Here is a 14905-nt window from a genome sequence, read left to right as displayed (position 1 = left end):
TCGAACAGCGAAGTACGTACGGCGTCCCACATCCCGTACGTACGTATCGCCAGGCCAGGGAGCGAGGGACGGACGTGCCGGAACCGACCGTCGCCGTAGCGGCAGAGCCGAGCGTCGCCGTAGCGGCGGACTACTTCCAGTCCTACTCGGTGGTCGGACTGCTCGCCGCCGTGGGCGTGCTCTTCGTCGCCGTCGCCTTCGGCGCGGGACGCCTGCTGCGCCCCGAGGTCCCCACCCGGGAGAAGCTCCTGACGTACGAGTGTGGCGTCGACCCCGTCGGCGAGGGCTGGGCCCACACCCAGGTCCGCTACTACGTCTACGCCTTCCTCTACGTCATCTTCGCCATCGACTCGATCTTCCTCTTCCCCTGGGCGACGGTCTTCGCCGACCCCGGCTACGGCGCGACCACCCTCGTCGAGATGTTCGTCTTCCTCGGATTCCTCGCCGTGGGCCTGCTCTACGCATACAAGAAGGGCGTCCTGACATGGACGTGACGCCAGAAGTGAACCCGCCGGAGCCGGGTGCCGCGCAGCCGGTCCTCCTCCCGGAGCCGAAGCGGCTGGGCGCGCTCGCCCGCCTCGCCCCCGAGCCGATGAAGGTGATCCTGAACTGGGGCCGCCGCTACTCGCTCTGGGTCTTCAACTTCGGTCTCGCCTGCTGCGCGATCGAGTTCATCGCCGCGTCCATGGCCCGCCACGACTTCATCCGCCTCGGCGTCATCCCGTTCGCCCCCGGCCCGCGCCAGGCGGACCTCATGGTCGTCTCGGGCACGGTGACGGACAAGATGGCCCCGGCCGTGAAGCGCCTTTACGAGCAGATGCCCGAGCCGAAGTACGTCATCTCCTTCGGCGCCTGCTCGAACTGCGGCGGCCCCTACTGGGACTCCTACTCCGTCACCAAGGGCGTCGACCAGATCATCCCGGTCGACGTCTACGTCCCCGGCTGCCCGCCCCGCCCCGAGGCCCTCCTCCAAGGCATCCTGAAACTCCAGGAGAAGATCGCCAGGGAATCCCTCGGCGAGCGCTACGGCACGGCCCCCCGCCCGTCGACGGCGGCACTGCAGAGCGCGCTGGTGCAGCCACCGACGACGACCGAGGCGCGAGCGGGGGACAAGTGACCGGCTGGCTGCCCACCCCCGTCGAGGAACTCTTCGGCCCCGAGGCCACGGCCGAGGAGTCCTACGACGTCCTCACCGTGGACGTCCCGCCCGCATCATGGACCGAGGCGCTGCGCACGGCCCACTCCACCCTGGGCTGCACGTACTTCGACTGGTTGAGCGCGGTGGACGAGCCGGGCACGGGCTTCCGCGTCGCGGCCCACGTGGTGGCCCTGGCCCCGGTCCGACGCCTCCTGCTGCGCACCACGGTCCCCCACTCCGACCCGCTCCTGCCGACCGCCGTCGACGTCTACGCCGGCGCGGCCTGGCACGAACGCGAGACGCACGAAATGTTCGGCGTCCGCTTCGAGGGCCACCCCGCCCTGGACCACCTCCTCCTCCCGGAGAACTTCGAGGGCCACCCCCTCCGCAAGGACTTCGTCCTGGCCGCCCGGGTGGCCAAGGCCTGGCCCGGGGCGAAGGAGCCGGGGGAGTCCGCGGCAGGTGCGGCCCATGGCGGCCCCAGGCGCCGCCAGATGCTCCCTCCCGGCGTCCCCGACCCCAACGAGTGGGGTCCCCTCAAGGGCCAGCTCCCCCCGGCCCCGGCCCGCCCCGCCCGAGGCGCGACCGCCGACCGCCCGACTCGCCGCACCCGCTCGGCAACATCAGGCTCAGCGAGCCAGCCTGCCTCCGGGCCCACTTCCGAATCCCCGACCACCTCTCCACCCACGCCACCGCGCCGGGCGCGCTCGACGGCGGACGGTTCGACAAGCCAGCCTGCCTCCGGGCCGGCTTCGGACGCTCCGTCCACGTCCGCGTCGACGCCGCCGCGTCGGGCGGGTTCGGCGGCGGATGGTTCGGCGAGCCAGTCGGCGGCTGGGTCGGCTTCGGATGCTCCGGTCGGTTCTGCGTCGACGCCGCTGCGTCGGGGTCGTTCGGCGGCGGACGGTTCGGCGAGCCAGTCGGCATCCGGCGCGACCTCCGACGCGCCGGAGAGCCCCACACGCCCGCGCCGCGCCCGCACCGCGTCGGAGGGCTCGACGAGTCAGCGCGCCACCCCCGCCCCCTCGCCCCAGCCACGCCGCACCTCGGGCAGCCCGGACGCCCCCTGGCACCACGCCCGCCCGGCTTTCGACACTCCCACGACGGAGCCGGAGGCGACTGCGGGAGCAGGGCCGGAGGCGCAGCCGAAGCCCGAGACCGGGCGGGAGCCCGCGCCGGAGTCACAGTCCGCGCCGGAGCCGGAGCCGGAGTCGCAGTCCGCGCCCGCGCCGCAGCCCACGTTGAAGCCGAAGCCGAAGCCGGCGACCGGGCTGGAGACCGGGCCAAAGCCCGAGCCGGAGTCAGGTGCGGAGCCGACGCCCGCGCTCGCGCCGTCCCCCGAGCCGGAGCCGGAGCCGGAGCCGCAGCACGAGCCGGAGCCCGAGCGGGAGTCAGGTGCGGAGCCAACGCCCGCGCCCGCGCCGTCCCCCGAGCCGAACCCGGAGCCGCAGCCCCAGCCGAAGCCCGAGCCGAAGTCAGGTGCGGAGCCGAAGGCTGCGCCCGCACCGCCCAGCGACCCCGACCCCGACGGAACGCCCGCCGAGCCCACCCCCGCCGAGCCCGACCCCGAACCCCCCACCGGAGGCACGCAGTGAACGACGCTCTGGACGTCGCCCTGCGACTCCTCATCGTCTTCGTCGTCTTTCTGACCTTCCCCTTGATCATCGGCCAGACCGAACACAAGGTGATGGCCCACATGCAGGGCCGCCTCGGCCCCATGTACGCCGGCGGCTTCCACGGCTGGGCCCAACTCGTCGCGGACGGCGTCAAGTTCGCCCAGAAGGAAGACGTCGTCCCGGCCGGGGCGGACCGCCGGGTCTTCCAACTCGCCCCGGCCGTCGCCCTCCTCCCCTACCTCCTCGTCCTCCTCGCCATCCCGATCGGCCCGGGCGAGGGTGCCGTCGGCGAGGTCATCGACGCGGGCGTCTTCTTCGTCCTCGCCGTGATGGGCGTGGGCGTCCTCGGCTCACTGATGGCCGGCTGGGCCTCCGCCAACAAGTTCTCCCTCCTCGGCGGCCTGCGCACCGCCGCCCAGCTGCTCGCCTACGAACTCCCGATGCTGCTCACGGCGGCCTCCGTGGCGATGGCGGCCGGCACGGTCTCCCTCGTCGGCATCGTCGACGCCTTCGAGTGGTGGTGGCTGCCCTGGCAGATCGTCGGCGCGATCGTCTTCTTCGTCGCCGGCCTCGCCGAACTCCAGCGCCCGCCCTTCGACATGCCCGTCGCCGACTCGGAGATCATCTTCGGCGCCTACACCGAGTACACCGGCCTCCGCTTCGCCCTGTTCCTCCTCGCCGAGTACGCCGGCATCGTCGTCCTGTGCGGTCTGACCACCGTCCTCTTCCTCGGTGGCTGGCACGGCCCGTGGGGCGCCGAGGGCCTCGGCTGGGTCTGGACCCTCCTGAAGGCCGCCGTCCTCGCCTTCGTCGTCATCTGGCTCCGCGTGACCTACCCCCGCCTGCGCGAGGACCAGCTCCAGAAGCTCTCCTGGACCCTCCTCGTCCCCCTCTCCCTCGCCCAGATCGCCCTCACCGGCACCATCAAGGTGGTGTTCCTCTGATGTCCCGCCCGTCGCCAGACCACCACCCCGCAACGACGCCCTCCGGGCGGCCCCGTCCGTCGATCCCTGGCTCCGGCCTCGCCAAGGGCCTGGCCGTCACCCTGCGCACGATGACGCGCAAGACCGTCACCGAGCAGTACCCGGACGTGCAGCCGGAGCTTCCGCCCCGCACCCGTGGCGTCATCGGGCTCTTCGAGGAGAACTGCACGGTCTGCATGCTGTGCGCCCGCGAGTGCCCGGACTGGTGCATCTACATCGACTCCCACAAGGAGACGGTCCCGCCCGCCGCCCCCGGCGGCCGCGAGCGCAGCCGCAACGTCCTGGACCGTTTCGCCATCGACTTCTCCCTCTGCATGTACTGCGGTATCTGCATCGAGGTCTGCCCCTTCGACGCCCTCTTCTGGTCCCCGGAGTTCGAGTACGCGGAGACCGACATCCACGAACTCACCCACGAACGCGACAAGCTCCGCGAGTGGATGTGGACCGTCCCCTCGCCACCGGCCCTCGACCCGGCCGCCGAGGAACCCAAGGAAGTGACCGCCGCCCGCAAGACAGCCGAGAAGCTCGCGGCCGCCCAGGCCGAACCGGCCGACACCGAGGGAGAAGCCACATGACCCTCACCCGGGCACCTCACAGCCTCCTCGCCCAGGCACCGCAAGGCTTCCTGTCCCCGACGGGGGTCGAGGTCGCCTTCGTCCTCGTCGGCCTCGTCACCTTCGGCGCCGCGCTCGTCACCGTCACCACCCGGCAGCTCGTGCACGCCGCCCTGTGGCTGGTGGTGGCGCTCGGCGGACTCGCCGTCGAGTACCTTCTGCTCACCGCCGAGTTCATCGCCTGGGTACAGGTGCTCATCTACGTCGGTTCCGTCGTCGTCCTCCTCCTCTTCGGCTTGATGCTCACCAAGGCCCCCATCGGCCGCTCCCCGGACGCCGACTCCGGCAACCGCTGGGCCGCCCTCACGGTGGCCGTCGCCTCGGCCGCCGCCCTCGTCTGGGTCGTCGTCGACGCCTTCCGCACCACCTGGATCGACCTGGACGGCCCCGCCGCCGGCTCCACCGAGGCCACCGGCGAGAGCCTCTTCCAGAACTGGGTCCTCCCCTTCGAGGCCCTCTCGGTCCTCCTGTTGGCCGCCCTGGTCGGCGCGATCGTCCTCTCCCGCAAGGCGAAAGCGGACACGCCCCCCACGGACAAGGCCCGCGAGACCCCGAAGATCCCGAAAGCCCCCACCGAGCCCACAGCCTCCACCGAGCCAGCGGCCTCCACCGAGCCCACAGCCTCCACCGAGCCAGCGGCCTCCACCGAGCCGAAGGCACCCGCCACACCCACGGCACCCACCGCACTCACCGATTCCACGGCACCCACCGACCCCACGGCACCCACCGACCCCACAGGCCCCGCGTCAGCCAAGGGAGGCGCCCGCTGATGCACCTCGCCTATCCCGTCGTGCTCTCCGCCCTCCTCTTCTGCACGGGCCTGTACGGCGTCCTCGCCCGCCGCAACGCGATCCTCGTCCTGATGTCCGTCGAACTGATGCTCAACGCGGTCAACCTCAACCTCGTCGCCTTCGACGTCTGGCTCAGCAGGACCGCCGAGGAGACCCTGCACTCCGGGCAGGCCCTGACGCTCTTCACGATCACCATCGCCGCCGCCGAGATCGGCATCGGCCTGGCGATCGTCCTCGCGGTCCACCGCAACCGAGGCACCGCGGACATCGACAAGCTCCGCGACACCGCCGAGCACCCCGACGACCCGGACGGCACCCCCGACCCCGACGGCACCCGGAAGCACGGCCTGCCCGGCCGACCCGAGCGGAGCGAGAAGGCTGAGGCCACCGCGTGACCACGACCACCCTCGCCGTCCTCGTCCCCCTCCTCCCGTTCCTCGGCGCCGCCGCCGGCCTGCTCCTCGGCCGCACCGCCCCCGGCTTCGTCCGCCCCCTCGCCGTACTGCCCACCCTGACGGCCTTCGCCCTGGCCGTCCTGGTCGCCGTACGCCAGGGCGGCGACAAGCCCCTCGACGCGGCCACGCAGCTCACCCCGACCGGCTCGGTCCCGATCGACCTCGCCCTGCACATCGACGGCTTCGCCGCCCTCGTGGCCGTCCTGGTCGGCCTGGTCGCCACCTGTGTGCAGATCTACTCGACCGGCTATCTCCGCGACGACCCGCGCTACCCCTCCTACGCCGCCCTCGTCTCCCTCTTCACCTCCGCGATGCTGCTCGTCGTCTACTCCGGCGACCTGATGGTGCTCCTGGTCGGCTGGGAGATCATGGGCATCTGCTCGTACTTCCTGGTCGGCCACTACTGGGAGACCCCGGAGGCCCGCGCCGCCTCCCTGAAGGCCTTCCTGGTCACCAAGCTCGGTGACGTCCCCTTCCTGATCGGTCTGTTCGCCCTCGCCACGGACGCCGGGTCGTTCCGCATCACGCGGATCCTCGCCACCGTCGCCGACGGCGGCCTCGACCACCCCACCCTCGTCGCCCTCCTGCTCCTCGCCGGAGTCGCCGGCAAGTCGGCACAGTTCCCCCTCCACACCTGGCTCCCGGACGCGATGGCGGGCCCCACGCCCGTCTCCGCGCTGATCCACGCCGCGACGATGGTCGCCGCCGGTGTCTACTTCGTCGCCCGTCTCCTCCCGGTCTTCGCCGCCTCCTCGGCGGCCCTGGTCGTCCTCGCCGTCATGGCCGCGCTCACCATGGCGGGCTCGGGGCTCGCCGCACTCGCCCAGGACGACATCAAGCGCGTCCTCGCCTACTCGACCATCGGCCAGCTCGGCTACATGACCGGCGCCCTCGCCGTCGGCGACCGCGGCGCGGCCGTCTTCCACCTCCTCTCGCACGGCGCCTTCAAGGCCCTGCTGTTCCTCGCGGCCGGCGTGATCATCCACGCGTCCGGCACCAACTCCCTGGCCGCCATGTCCCGCATGAGCCATCTGCGCGCCCGCGTCCCCGACGCCTTCTGGACGATGACCGTGGCGCTGCTCGCCCTCGCGGCGATCCCACCCTTCAGCGGCTTCTTCTCCAAGGAGTCCGTCCTCGGAGCCGCCGAGCACGCTGCCACCGGCCACACCCTCACCGGCCCCGTCGAGCACGTCCCGGCCGCCGCCGGCTGGACCGTCCTGGTCGCCGGCCTCCTCACGGCCCTGCTCACCGCCGCCTACGCCGCCCGCCTGTGGCTGCTCGCCTTCCGCGGCCAGGGCACCGACGCCCCCGACCACGGCCGGCAGCCGCTCCCCATGACGGTCGTCCTGTGGGTGCTCGCCGTCCCCTCCCTCGCCCTCGGCAGCCTCGCCTACGGCAGGCTCCCCGACTGGTTCGACGGCGACGACCTGGCCCCCACCCTCACCACGTCCGTCCTCGGCACGGGCGCCGCCCTGATCGGCGCCCTGGCGACGTACGCGGCCTGGCGCTCCGCCAGGGCCCGGGCGGCGCGCGCACCGCTGGGCGCCGTCGCGGCCCACCCCGACGCGGACGCAGCCACCGTCGAGGCGGAGGCCATCGCCAGCCACACCCCCGCCTACGGGGACGTGGCCTCGGCACCCGACCCGGCGGACCCGGGCCGCCTCCTGCTCGGCCCGCTGCACCGCCACGCCGCAGTCGGCTTCCACCTGGACGCCGTCTACTCGGCGCTCTTCGTCCGCCCGGTCCGGGCCGGCGCGAGTCTCGTCCGGTTCCTCGACCGCGAGGTCGTCGACACCTACGTGAGCGGCGCGGGCGCCCTGCCCCGCCTGCTGGGCGCGGCCGTACGCAAGGCCCAGACCGGCAACGTCCAGACCTATGTGAGCGCGCTGCTCGCCGGCACCGTCGTCCTGGTGGTCGCCGCCCTCGTCGTCGCCACGGGAGCGTGAGCAGGCGTGATCGATATCAACGAGTCCGTGATGCAGGTCCTTCTGGCGTTGATCGTCGTCGGGCCGCTCCTCGGCGCCGCCGCCGCTCTGCTGCCGGCTCCGCCCGGACTGAAGGGGAAGTCACCGGAGCAGGCCGTGCTGCGCCACGGGACGACCGTGACCGGCGTGGTCCTCATCGCCGCGATCGTCCTCGCGCTCGGCTTCGACCACGACCAGCCGTCGAAGATGCAGGCGAGCACGGACATCAGCTGGATCCCGGCACTCGACGTGCGCATCCACCTCGGCATCGACGGCATCTCCCTCCCCCTCCTGGTCCTGACCGCGCTGCTGACCTTCCTCTGCGCGCTCTACTCCTACTTCAAGCTGCCCACGGGGCCCTCCCCGAAGGCGTTCGTCGCGCTCCTGCTCGTCCTGGAGTCCGGCACCCTCGCGACCTTCGCCGTCCTCGATCTGCTGCTGTTCTTCCTCGCGTTCGAGATGGTGCTCATCCCGATGTACTTCCTCATCGCCCGCTGGGGCGGTGAGCAACGCACCCGGGCCGCCTGGAAGTTCATCCTCTACACCCTGCTCGGTTCCGTGGTCATGCTGCTCGGCCTGCTCCTGATCGGACTCAGGGCGGGCACATTCGACATGGTGGCACTCGCCACTGACAGTCACCCCGCGCTGACCGCATCCGTGCAGGTCATCGCCGTTCTGTCGATCGGGATCGGACTCGCGGTCAAGACCCCGATGTGGCCGCTGCACAGCTGGCTGCCGGACGCCCACACCGCCGCCCCGACCGTCGGTTCGGTCCTGCTGGCCGGCGTCCTGCTGAAGATGGGCACGTACGGGTTCGTGCGGATCCTGCTGCCGATCACACCCGACGGGTTCCGCACCTTCGCGCCGTACCTCGCCGCCTTCGCGGTCGTCGGCATCATCTACGGTTCCCTCGCCTGCCTCGCCCTCGCCCGGCAGGGCGCCAAGGGCGACCTCAAGCGCCTGATCGCGTACTCCTCCGTCGGCCACATGGGCTTCGTGCTCCTCGGCATCGCCACGATGACCCCGACCGGCGTGAACGGCGCGCTCTTCGCCAACATCGCCCACGGCCTCATCACCGGTCTGCTGTTCTTCCTGGTCGGCGCGTTGAAGGACCGCACGGGCACCACCGACCTCGACACCCTCGCGCAGGAGACCGGCGCCGCCCTCTACGGCAGGGCCCCCCGCCTAGGCGGCCTGCTGGCCTTCGCCGCCGTCGCCTCCCTGGGCCTCCCCGGACTCGCCGGGTTCTGGGGCGAGATGCTGGCCCTGTTCGGCGCGTTCGAGCCCGCCGAGGGCCTCAGCCGCCCGGCCTTCCTCACCTTCATGACGATCGCCGCGTTCGGCACGCTCCTCACCGCCGCGTACCTGCTGATCGTGGTCCGCCGCGTCTGCATGGGCGCCGTCCCCAAGGAACCACAGCAGGGGGCGCGACTCGCGGACGTACAGACGTACGAGTTCGCGGCCTGGACCCCGCTCGTCGCCCTCACCGTCCTCGCCGGCCTCTGGCCCGCGGCCCTCCTCGGTCTGACCGACCCGGCCGTGCAGCAGCTCCTCGCAGGAGGCACCCGTTGAGCCCCTTGGCCCAGCCGCCGGTCCAGGCCCAGACCCACGACCTGCCCCAGACCCTGGCCGAGTCGGTCGTCCAGTCCGTCGACTGGCTCGCGATCGCGCCGCCCACCGTCGCGGCCGTCGTGGGCCTCGCGGTGCTCGTCGCCGACCTCTTCACGGACGACCGCAGGAAGGCCCTGCTCGGCTGGGCCTCCGTCGCGGGCCTCGCCGTCTCCCTGCTGGCCCTCGTGCCCCTCCTGGACGCCGACCGCGCCACCTTCTGCCTGACCGGTGACCCGGACGTGTGCAGCTACACCGCCGACCGGTTCACCCTCGTCGTCCAGTTCCTCGTCCTCGGCGGCGCCCTCCTCGCCGCCCTGCTGTCCATGACGGCCCTGAAGGACGACCGGAAGAACCTCCCCGAAGGGGAGTTCTGGTTCCTGCTGCTGTCGTCCGCGGCGGGAGCCGCGCTCCTGCCCGCCTCGCGCGACCTCGCGACCCTCGTCGTCGCCCTGGAGGTCGCCTCCCTGCCCGCCTTCGCCCTCGTCGGCATCCGACAGGGCGACAGACGGTCCTCCGAGGCGGCTCTGAAGTTCTTCCTGTCGTCCGTGACCGCGACCGCCGTCAGCCTCCTGGGCATCAGCTTCGTCTACGCCACGACAGGAACCCTCTACCTCACCGAGATCGCCGACCGAATCCAGGACGTCGACGGCCAGCTGCACACCCTCACCCAGGCCGGCGTCGTCCTGACCCTCATCGGCTTCGCCTTCAAGACGGCCGCCGTCCCCTTCCACTTCTGGGTCCCCGACACCTATGTGGGCGCGCCCCTGCCCGTCGCCGCCTACCTCTCCGTGGTCGGCAAGGCGGTCGGGTTCTCCGGCCTCATCCTCGTCACCGTCGTCGCCCTCCCGTCGTACGCCGACGTCTGGGGCCCCGCCGTGGCCGTGCTGGCAGCCCTCACCATGACCGTCGGCAACGTCGGCGCGCTCGCACAGCGCTCCACGCGCGCGTACAGCGCGGTCCGGCTGCTCGCCTGGTCCTCCGTCGGCCAGGCCGGCTACCTCCTCGTACCGATCGCGGCGGCGGCGTACGCCGACGACACCGCCGACGCCGAGAAGGCCGTCGGCTCCACCGTCGCCTACGCCCTGATGTACGCCGCCGTGAACCTCGGCGCCTTCGCCGTGGCCGCCCTCGTCGGCCGTACGAAGTCCCTGAACCGGCTGAGCGACTACCGGGGCCTCTACGCGTCGAGCCCACTGTCCGCCCTGCTCCTGGCCTTCTTCCTGCTCTGCCTCGCCGGACTGCCGCCGGGGATCATCGGCCTGTTCGCCAAGGTCACCGTCTTCTCGGCGGCCGTGGACGCGGGCCTCGGCTGGCTCGCCGTCGTGATGGCCGTCAACGTGGTGATCGCCCTCTTCTACTACCTCCAGTGGACGGCCCTGCTGTTCCGCGCCCCGCAGGGCGACACCGGCGGCGCCCCCGAACCGCACCGAGTCCCCGCCCCGCTCACCCTGGCCCTCGCCCTCACCGGAGTCGTCGGCATCGCCCTGTCCGGCGCCCCCCAGCTCGTCCTGCGCTTCGCCGACATCGGCCTCTTCTAGCGCACGCGGGCCTCGCCCTCACCCGCCCGGCCCACCGGCCGGGCCGGGCGCACCAGGGAACTCGCGCTCCCCACCTGGCGTTGACCAGTACGGGAGGGTCCACTGAGTAGTGGAGTCGACAGCAACAGCGAGCAAAGGGTTCCCCTGCCGCACGACCTGGAGGGCGTACCGTGCACCGCCGGCACAACGGGCTCAGGACCGCCGTACTCCTCGGGGGACTGTCCGCACTCATCATCGTCATCGGAAGCCTCTTCGGCCGTACGGGCCTGATCGTCGCGGTCTTCGTCGCCCTCGGCACGAACGCGTACGCGTACTGGAACAGCGACAAGCTGGCTCTACGCGCGATGCGCGCGCGCCCGGTCAGCGAGTTCGAGGCGCCGGCGCTCTACCGCATGGTCCGCGAGCTCTCCATGCAGGCCCGCCAGCCGATGCCGCGCCTGTACATCTCCCCGACGGACGCCCCGAACGCGTTCGCCACCGGCCGCAACCCGCGCAACGCGGCCGTGTGCTGCACCGACGGCATCCTCCGCCTGCTCGACGAGCGCGAACTGCGCGGTGTCATCGGCCACGAGCTGAGCCATGTCTACAACCGCGACATCCTCATCTCGTCGGTCGCCGGCGCCCTCGCCTCCGTGATCATGTTCCTGGTGAACTTCGCCTGGCTGATCCCCATCGGCCGCTCGGACGACGACGACGGCCCCGGCCTCCTCGGCATGCTGCTGATCATGATCCTGGGGCCGCTCGCCGCGTCCCTCATCCAGCTCGCGATCAGCCGCTCCCGGGAGTACGAGGCGGACGCCTCCGGCGCCCAGCTCACCGGTGATCCACTTGCTCTCGCCAGTGCCCTTCGCAAACTGGAAACGGGTACCAAGCAGCTTCCGCTGCCCCCCGAGCCCCGGATCGAGACCGCGAGCCACATGATGATCGCGAACCCCTTCCGGCCCGGCCGGGGATTCTCCAAGATGTTCTCGACCCACCCGCCCATGGCGGAACGCATCGCCCGACTCGAGAAGATGGCAGGTCCCCCGCAGTGAAGACCGTACTGAACATCATCTGGCTGATCCTCAGCGGCTTCTGGCTCTTCCTCGGCTACCTGTTCGCAGGGTTGCTTCTGTGCATCACGATCATCGGCATCCCGTTCGGCATCGCGTCGTTCCGCATCGGCCTCTACGCCCTGTGGCCCTTCGGGTACAGCGCCGTCGAGCGCCGTGACGCGGGAGCGCCCTCCTGCCTGGGCAACGTCCTGTGGCTGATCCTGGCGGGCTGGTGGCTGGCGCTGACCCACATCGTCACCGGCCTCGTCCTGTGCGTCACGATCATCGGCATCCCCTTCGGCATCGCCAACTTCAAGCTCGTCCCGGTCTCGCTGATGCCCCTGGGCCGCGAGATCGTCCGCTCCGACCAGCCATTCGCCCAGCAGCGCTGGTAGCGCGTCAGGCGTCCCGTACCGACACGTCGGCAGCGCGGCGGCGCGGCACACGCACACCCCGGTCGAGCCGGCCGGCTCAGCCGCTCCCCACCGGCCCCCGCCGCGCCCACCACCGCCGTACGCCGTACACGGCCGCCCCCACACCCAGTACGGCCGCCCCCACGCCCACCGACGACGAGGGCAGCGAGAACGCCAGGACAGCGCACCCGACGAGCCCGACCACGGGCACCACCCGGGCCACCGGCGCCGGACTCAGCGTCCAGGCGGACGCGTTGGCGACCGCGTAGTACGCGAGGACCCCGAAGGACGAGAACCCGATCGCGCCGCGCACGTCGACCGTGGCGGCCAGGACGGCGACCACCGCTCCGACGGCCAGCTCGGCCCGGTGCGGCACCTGGAAACGGGGGTGCACGGCGGCGAGCGAGGCGGGCAGGTGCCGGTCGCGGGCCATCGCGAGGGTCGTGCGGGAGACACCCAGGATGAGCGCCAGCAGCGACCCGAGTGCGGCCACCGCGGCCCCCACCCGCACCACGGGCACCAATCCCGGCACCCCGGCCGCCCGTACCGCGTCGGCCAGCGGAGCCGAGGCCCGTCCCAGCCCACCGGAGCCCAGCACGGCCAGGGCGGCGACCGCCACGGCCGCGTACACCACCAGCGCGATGCCCAGCGCGAGCGGGATCGCGCGCGGAATGGTGCGCGCCGGGTCCCGTACCTCCTCACCGAGGGTCGCGATCCGCGCGTACCCGGCGAACGCGAAGAACAGCAGCCCGGCCGCCTGCAGCACCCCGCCCACGCCGCCCGACGCGCCGATGTCCAGCCGCCCCGCGTCGGCTTCGCCGGACCCCAGGCACACGACCACGACGGCGGCGAGGACGGCCAGCACGACGGCCACGATCGCCCGCGTCAGCCAGGCCGACTTCTGCACGCCGCCGTAGTTCACCGCCGTCAGCGCCACCACGGCCGCCACCGCGACGGCGTGCGCCTGCCCCGGCCACACGTACGCCCCCACGGTCAGCGCCATCGCCGCGCACGAGGCCGTCTTGCCCACGACGAACGACCAGCCGGCCAGATACCCCCAGAACTCGCCGAGCCGCTCACGCCCGTACACATAGGTGCCGCCCGACGCCGGATACACGGCCGCCAGCCGCGCCGACGACATCGCGTTGCAGTACGCGACCACCGCCGCGATCCCGAGTCCGAGCAGCAGCCCCGACCCGGCGGCGCGCGCCGCCGGGCCCAGCGCGGCGAAGATCCCCGCGCCGACCATCGCCCCGAGTCCGACGACCACCGCGTCCCCGACGCCGAGCGTGCGGCGCAGCCCGGCGCCCGATCCGGCTTGTGTCATGTGCCGCACCCTACTGATCAGCGCAACCACCAGGTGTCACGGAGACGTCCTCGCGGACAACAAGGGCAGGACAGACATCAGGCACGGCCGGGCCGTCCGTCCGCTGCGGGGGGAAACACAGCACAGGCAAGGCACGAAAGGGCAGGTGCACCGCATGAGCATCATCGGCTGGATCGTTCTGGGGCTGTTGGCCGGCGCCATCGCCAAGTTCCTGCTGCCGGGCCGCGACCCGGGTGGCTTCATCGGCACGACCCTCATCGGCGTCGCGGGCGCCTTCATCGGAGGCTGGATCTCCGCCCGCTGGCTGGACCACCCGATCTCCGAGAACTTCTACGACGGCGCCACCTGGGCGGCCGCGATCGGCGGTTCCCTGGTCCTGCTGGTGGGCTACCGCATCCTGTTCGGCCACTCCCGCCGCTGACCGCGCATCACACGCACGAAATGGGTGGGCACCACGGCGACACCGTGAGGCCCACCCTTTCGTCGTACGGGCTCTACCTGCCGCTCGTCACCGGTAGTTGACGAACTGCACCGCGAAGTCGAAGTCCTTGCCCTTGAGCAGGGAGATCACGGCCTGCAGGTCGTCGCGGCTCTTGGAGCTGACGCGGAGCTCGTCACCCTGGACCTGGGCCTTGACGCCCTTGGGACCCTCGTCACGAATGATCTTCGCCACCTTCTTGGCGTTCTCCTGGGAGATGCCCTCCTCGATCGACGCGAAGATCTTGTACTCCTTGCCGGACAGCTGGGGCTCACCCGCGTCCAGCGACTTCAGGGAGATCCCGCGCTTGATCAGCTTGGACTGGAAGACGTCGAGGATGGCCTTCACCCGGTCCTCGGAGTTCGCCTCCATGAGGATCTTCTCGCCGGACCACGAGATCGAGGCGCCGACGCCCTTGAAGTCGTAGCGCTGCGAGATCTCCTTGGCGGCCTGGTTGAGGGCGTTGTCGACCTCCTGCCGCTCGACCTTCGAGACGATGTCGAAACTGGAGTCGGCCATGTCCTGTGGCTCCTTGTATCGGTGTATCAGGGGGCGACAAGCCTAGCCACCCAGCCCCCGCGAGTACTGATCAATCAGGTGGCGAAGCACCCCCGAGCATCAGGTATCGTTTACGTCGTCGCCACGGAGCACCGCCGAAAAGCGGTTCGAAGGGCGACGAATCCCAGGCGGTGTGCCCGAGTGGCCAATGGGAGCGGACTGTAAATCCGTCGGCTTAGCCTACCCAGGTTCGAATCCTGGCGCCGCCACGTGGAAAAGACGGCCCCTGAGCTGCGGAAACGCAGCGCAGGGGCCGTCTGTGTATGGGGCGCGAGTCGGCTGGACTGTCTCGCCGTGTCTCGCTCTTTCCCGCTCTCTACCAGTAGTTCTGGACGGGGCGTGGACGGGGATTTGAGCCCCGACCAGGGGTTATGAGGGTGGTGGG

General features: G+C 71.5%; 15 protein-coding genes and 1 tRNA gene. 14 read left to right on the top strand and 2 right to left on the bottom strand.

Going from position 1 to position 14905, the window contains the following annotated elements; translation table 11 throughout:
* The first annotated feature begins 74 nt into the window (after positions 1 to 74).
* The 12 genes from RM704_RS25485 to RM704_RS25430 all read left to right on the top strand — a co-directional run bounded on the left by RM704_RS25485 (position 75) and on the right by RM704_RS25430 (position 12139).
* On the top strand, positions 75 to 494 hold the full coding sequence (locus tag RM704_RS25485) for an NADH-quinone oxidoreductase subunit A (RefSeq protein WP_033528282.1): 420 nt from the start codon (positions 75 to 77) through the stop codon (positions 492 to 494).
* A complete protein-coding gene (locus tag RM704_RS25480; protein ID WP_033528283.1) occupies positions 485 to 1117 on the top strand; it encodes an NADH-quinone oxidoreductase subunit B in 633 nt (210 codons plus the stop codon). Before RM704_RS25485 ends, RM704_RS25480 begins: the two co-directional genes overlap by 10 nt.
* Positions 1114 to 2733: an NADH-quinone oxidoreductase subunit C gene (locus RM704_RS25475; protein WP_033528284.1), complete on the top strand. Its 1620-nt coding sequence runs from the start codon at positions 1114 to 1116 to the stop codon at positions 2731 to 2733. The genes RM704_RS25480 and RM704_RS25475 overlap by 4 nt, the downstream gene beginning before the upstream one ends.
* Entirely contained in the window at positions 2730 to 3698 is a 969-nt protein-coding gene (locus RM704_RS25470) for a complex I subunit 1/NuoH family protein (RefSeq protein WP_033528285.1), read from the top strand. Before RM704_RS25475 ends, RM704_RS25470 begins: the two co-directional genes overlap by 4 nt.
* 110 nt (positions 3699 to 3808) lie before the next feature.
* Positions 3809 to 4312 carry a NuoI/complex I 23 kDa subunit family protein gene (locus tag RM704_RS25465; protein WP_052146133.1) on the top strand — a complete coding sequence of 168 codons (504 nt, stop codon included), beginning with the start codon at positions 3809 to 3811 and terminating at the stop codon, positions 4310 to 4312.
* Positions 4309 to 5121, top strand: coding sequence for an NADH-quinone oxidoreductase subunit J family protein (locus tag RM704_RS25460; protein WP_078937194.1), 813 nt, complete (start codon positions 4309 to 4311; stop codon positions 5119 to 5121). Before RM704_RS25465 ends, RM704_RS25460 begins: the two co-directional genes overlap by 4 nt.
* Positions 5121 to 5537 (top strand): NADH-quinone oxidoreductase subunit NuoK, encoded by a 417-nt coding sequence (gene nuoK / locus RM704_RS25455; RefSeq protein ID WP_033528286.1) that lies wholly within the window; start codon positions 5121 to 5123, stop codon positions 5535 to 5537. Before RM704_RS25460 ends, nuoK begins: the two co-directional genes overlap by 1 nt.
* Positions 5534 to 7543 (top strand): NADH-quinone oxidoreductase subunit 5 family protein, encoded by a 2010-nt coding sequence (locus RM704_RS25450; protein WP_033528287.1) that lies wholly within the window; start codon positions 5534 to 5536, stop codon positions 7541 to 7543. The genes nuoK and RM704_RS25450 overlap by 4 nt, the downstream gene beginning before the upstream one ends.
* A gap of 6 nt (positions 7544 to 7549) precedes the next feature.
* Positions 7550 to 9133, top strand: coding sequence for a complex I subunit 4 family protein (locus RM704_RS25445; protein ID WP_033528288.1), 1584 nt, complete (start codon positions 7550 to 7552; stop codon positions 9131 to 9133).
* Positions 9130 to 10710, top strand: a complete 1581-nt coding sequence (locus RM704_RS25440; RefSeq protein WP_438828948.1) for an NADH-quinone oxidoreductase subunit N — start codon at positions 9130 to 9132, stop codon at positions 10708 to 10710. Before RM704_RS25445 ends, RM704_RS25440 begins: the two co-directional genes overlap by 4 nt.
* Positions 10711 to 10880: 170 nt before the next feature.
* The gene (gene htpX / locus RM704_RS25435) at positions 10881 to 11744 is read left to right on the top strand and encodes a zinc metalloprotease HtpX (protein ID WP_033528289.1); all 864 of its coding nucleotides are present in this window, start codon (positions 10881 to 10883) and stop codon (positions 11742 to 11744) included.
* Positions 11741 to 12139, top strand: a complete 399-nt coding sequence (locus tag RM704_RS25430) for a YccF domain-containing protein (protein ID WP_033528290.1) — start codon at positions 11741 to 11743, stop codon at positions 12137 to 12139. Before htpX ends, RM704_RS25430 begins: the two co-directional genes overlap by 4 nt.
* Before the next feature lie 76 nt (positions 12140 to 12215).
* Here the strand turns inward: RM704_RS25430 and RM704_RS25425 are convergent, their stop codons facing one another.
* Positions 12216 to 13484 carry an APC family permease gene (locus RM704_RS25425; RefSeq protein ID WP_033528291.1) on the bottom strand — a complete coding sequence of 423 codons (1269 nt, stop codon included), beginning with the start codon at positions 13482 to 13484 and terminating at the stop codon, positions 12216 to 12218.
* Positions 13485 to 13638: 154 nt separating this feature from the next.
* Between RM704_RS25425 and RM704_RS25420 the strand changes: the two genes are divergently transcribed.
* Positions 13639 to 13905 (top strand): GlsB/YeaQ/YmgE family stress response membrane protein, encoded by a 267-nt coding sequence (locus RM704_RS25420; protein WP_033528292.1) that lies wholly within the window; start codon positions 13639 to 13641, stop codon positions 13903 to 13905.
* A gap of 87 nt (positions 13906 to 13992) precedes the next feature.
* Here RM704_RS25420 and RM704_RS25415 read toward each other — a convergent pair whose 3' ends face one another.
* Entirely contained in the window at positions 13993 to 14481 is a 489-nt protein-coding gene (locus RM704_RS25415) for a YajQ family cyclic di-GMP-binding protein (protein ID WP_033528293.1), read from the bottom strand.
* Positions 14482 to 14647: 166 nt separating this feature from the next.
* Between RM704_RS25415 and RM704_RS25410 the strand changes: the two genes are divergently transcribed.
* Positions 14648 to 14729: transfer RNA gene (locus RM704_RS25410), tRNA-Tyr, on the top strand.
* The last annotated feature ends 176 nt before the right edge of the window (positions 14730 to 14905 follow it).

This window comes from Streptomyces gottesmaniae (genome assembly GCF_031845845.1).
Taxonomy (GTDB): domain Bacteria; phylum Actinomycetota; class Actinomycetes; order Streptomycetales; family Streptomycetaceae; genus Streptomyces; species Streptomyces akebiae.
This window is presented reverse-complemented; position numbering and strand designations above follow the sequence as displayed.

What these genes read in the sequence shown, in the direction of transcription:
- RM704_RS25480 (WP_033528283.1), top strand. Translation starts at nt 485, where the DNA reads ATGGACGTGACGCCAGAAGTGAACCCGCCGGAGCCGGGTGCCGCGCAG.
- RM704_RS25465 (WP_052146133.1), top strand. Translation starts at nt 3,809, where the DNA reads ATGACGCGCAAGACCGTCACCGAGCAGTACCCGGACGTGCAGCCGGAG.
- RM704_RS25460 (WP_078937194.1), top strand. Translation starts at nt 4,309, where the DNA reads ATGACCCTCACCCGGGCACCTCACAGCCTCCTCGCCCAGGCACCGCAA.
- nuoK (WP_033528286.1), top strand. Translation starts at nt 5,121, where the DNA reads ATGCACCTCGCCTATCCCGTCGTGCTCTCCGCCCTCCTCTTCTGCACG.
- RM704_RS25425 (WP_033528291.1), bottom strand. Translation starts at nt 13,484, where the DNA reads ATGACACAAGCCGGATCGGGCGCCGGGCTGCGCCGCACGCTCGGCGTC.
- RM704_RS25420 (WP_033528292.1), top strand. Translation starts at nt 13,639, where the DNA reads ATGAGCATCATCGGCTGGATCGTTCTGGGGCTGTTGGCCGGCGCCATC.
- RM704_RS25415 (WP_033528293.1), bottom strand. Translation starts at nt 14,481, where the DNA reads ATGGCCGACTCCAGTTTCGACATCGTCTCGAAGGTCGAGCGGCAGGAG.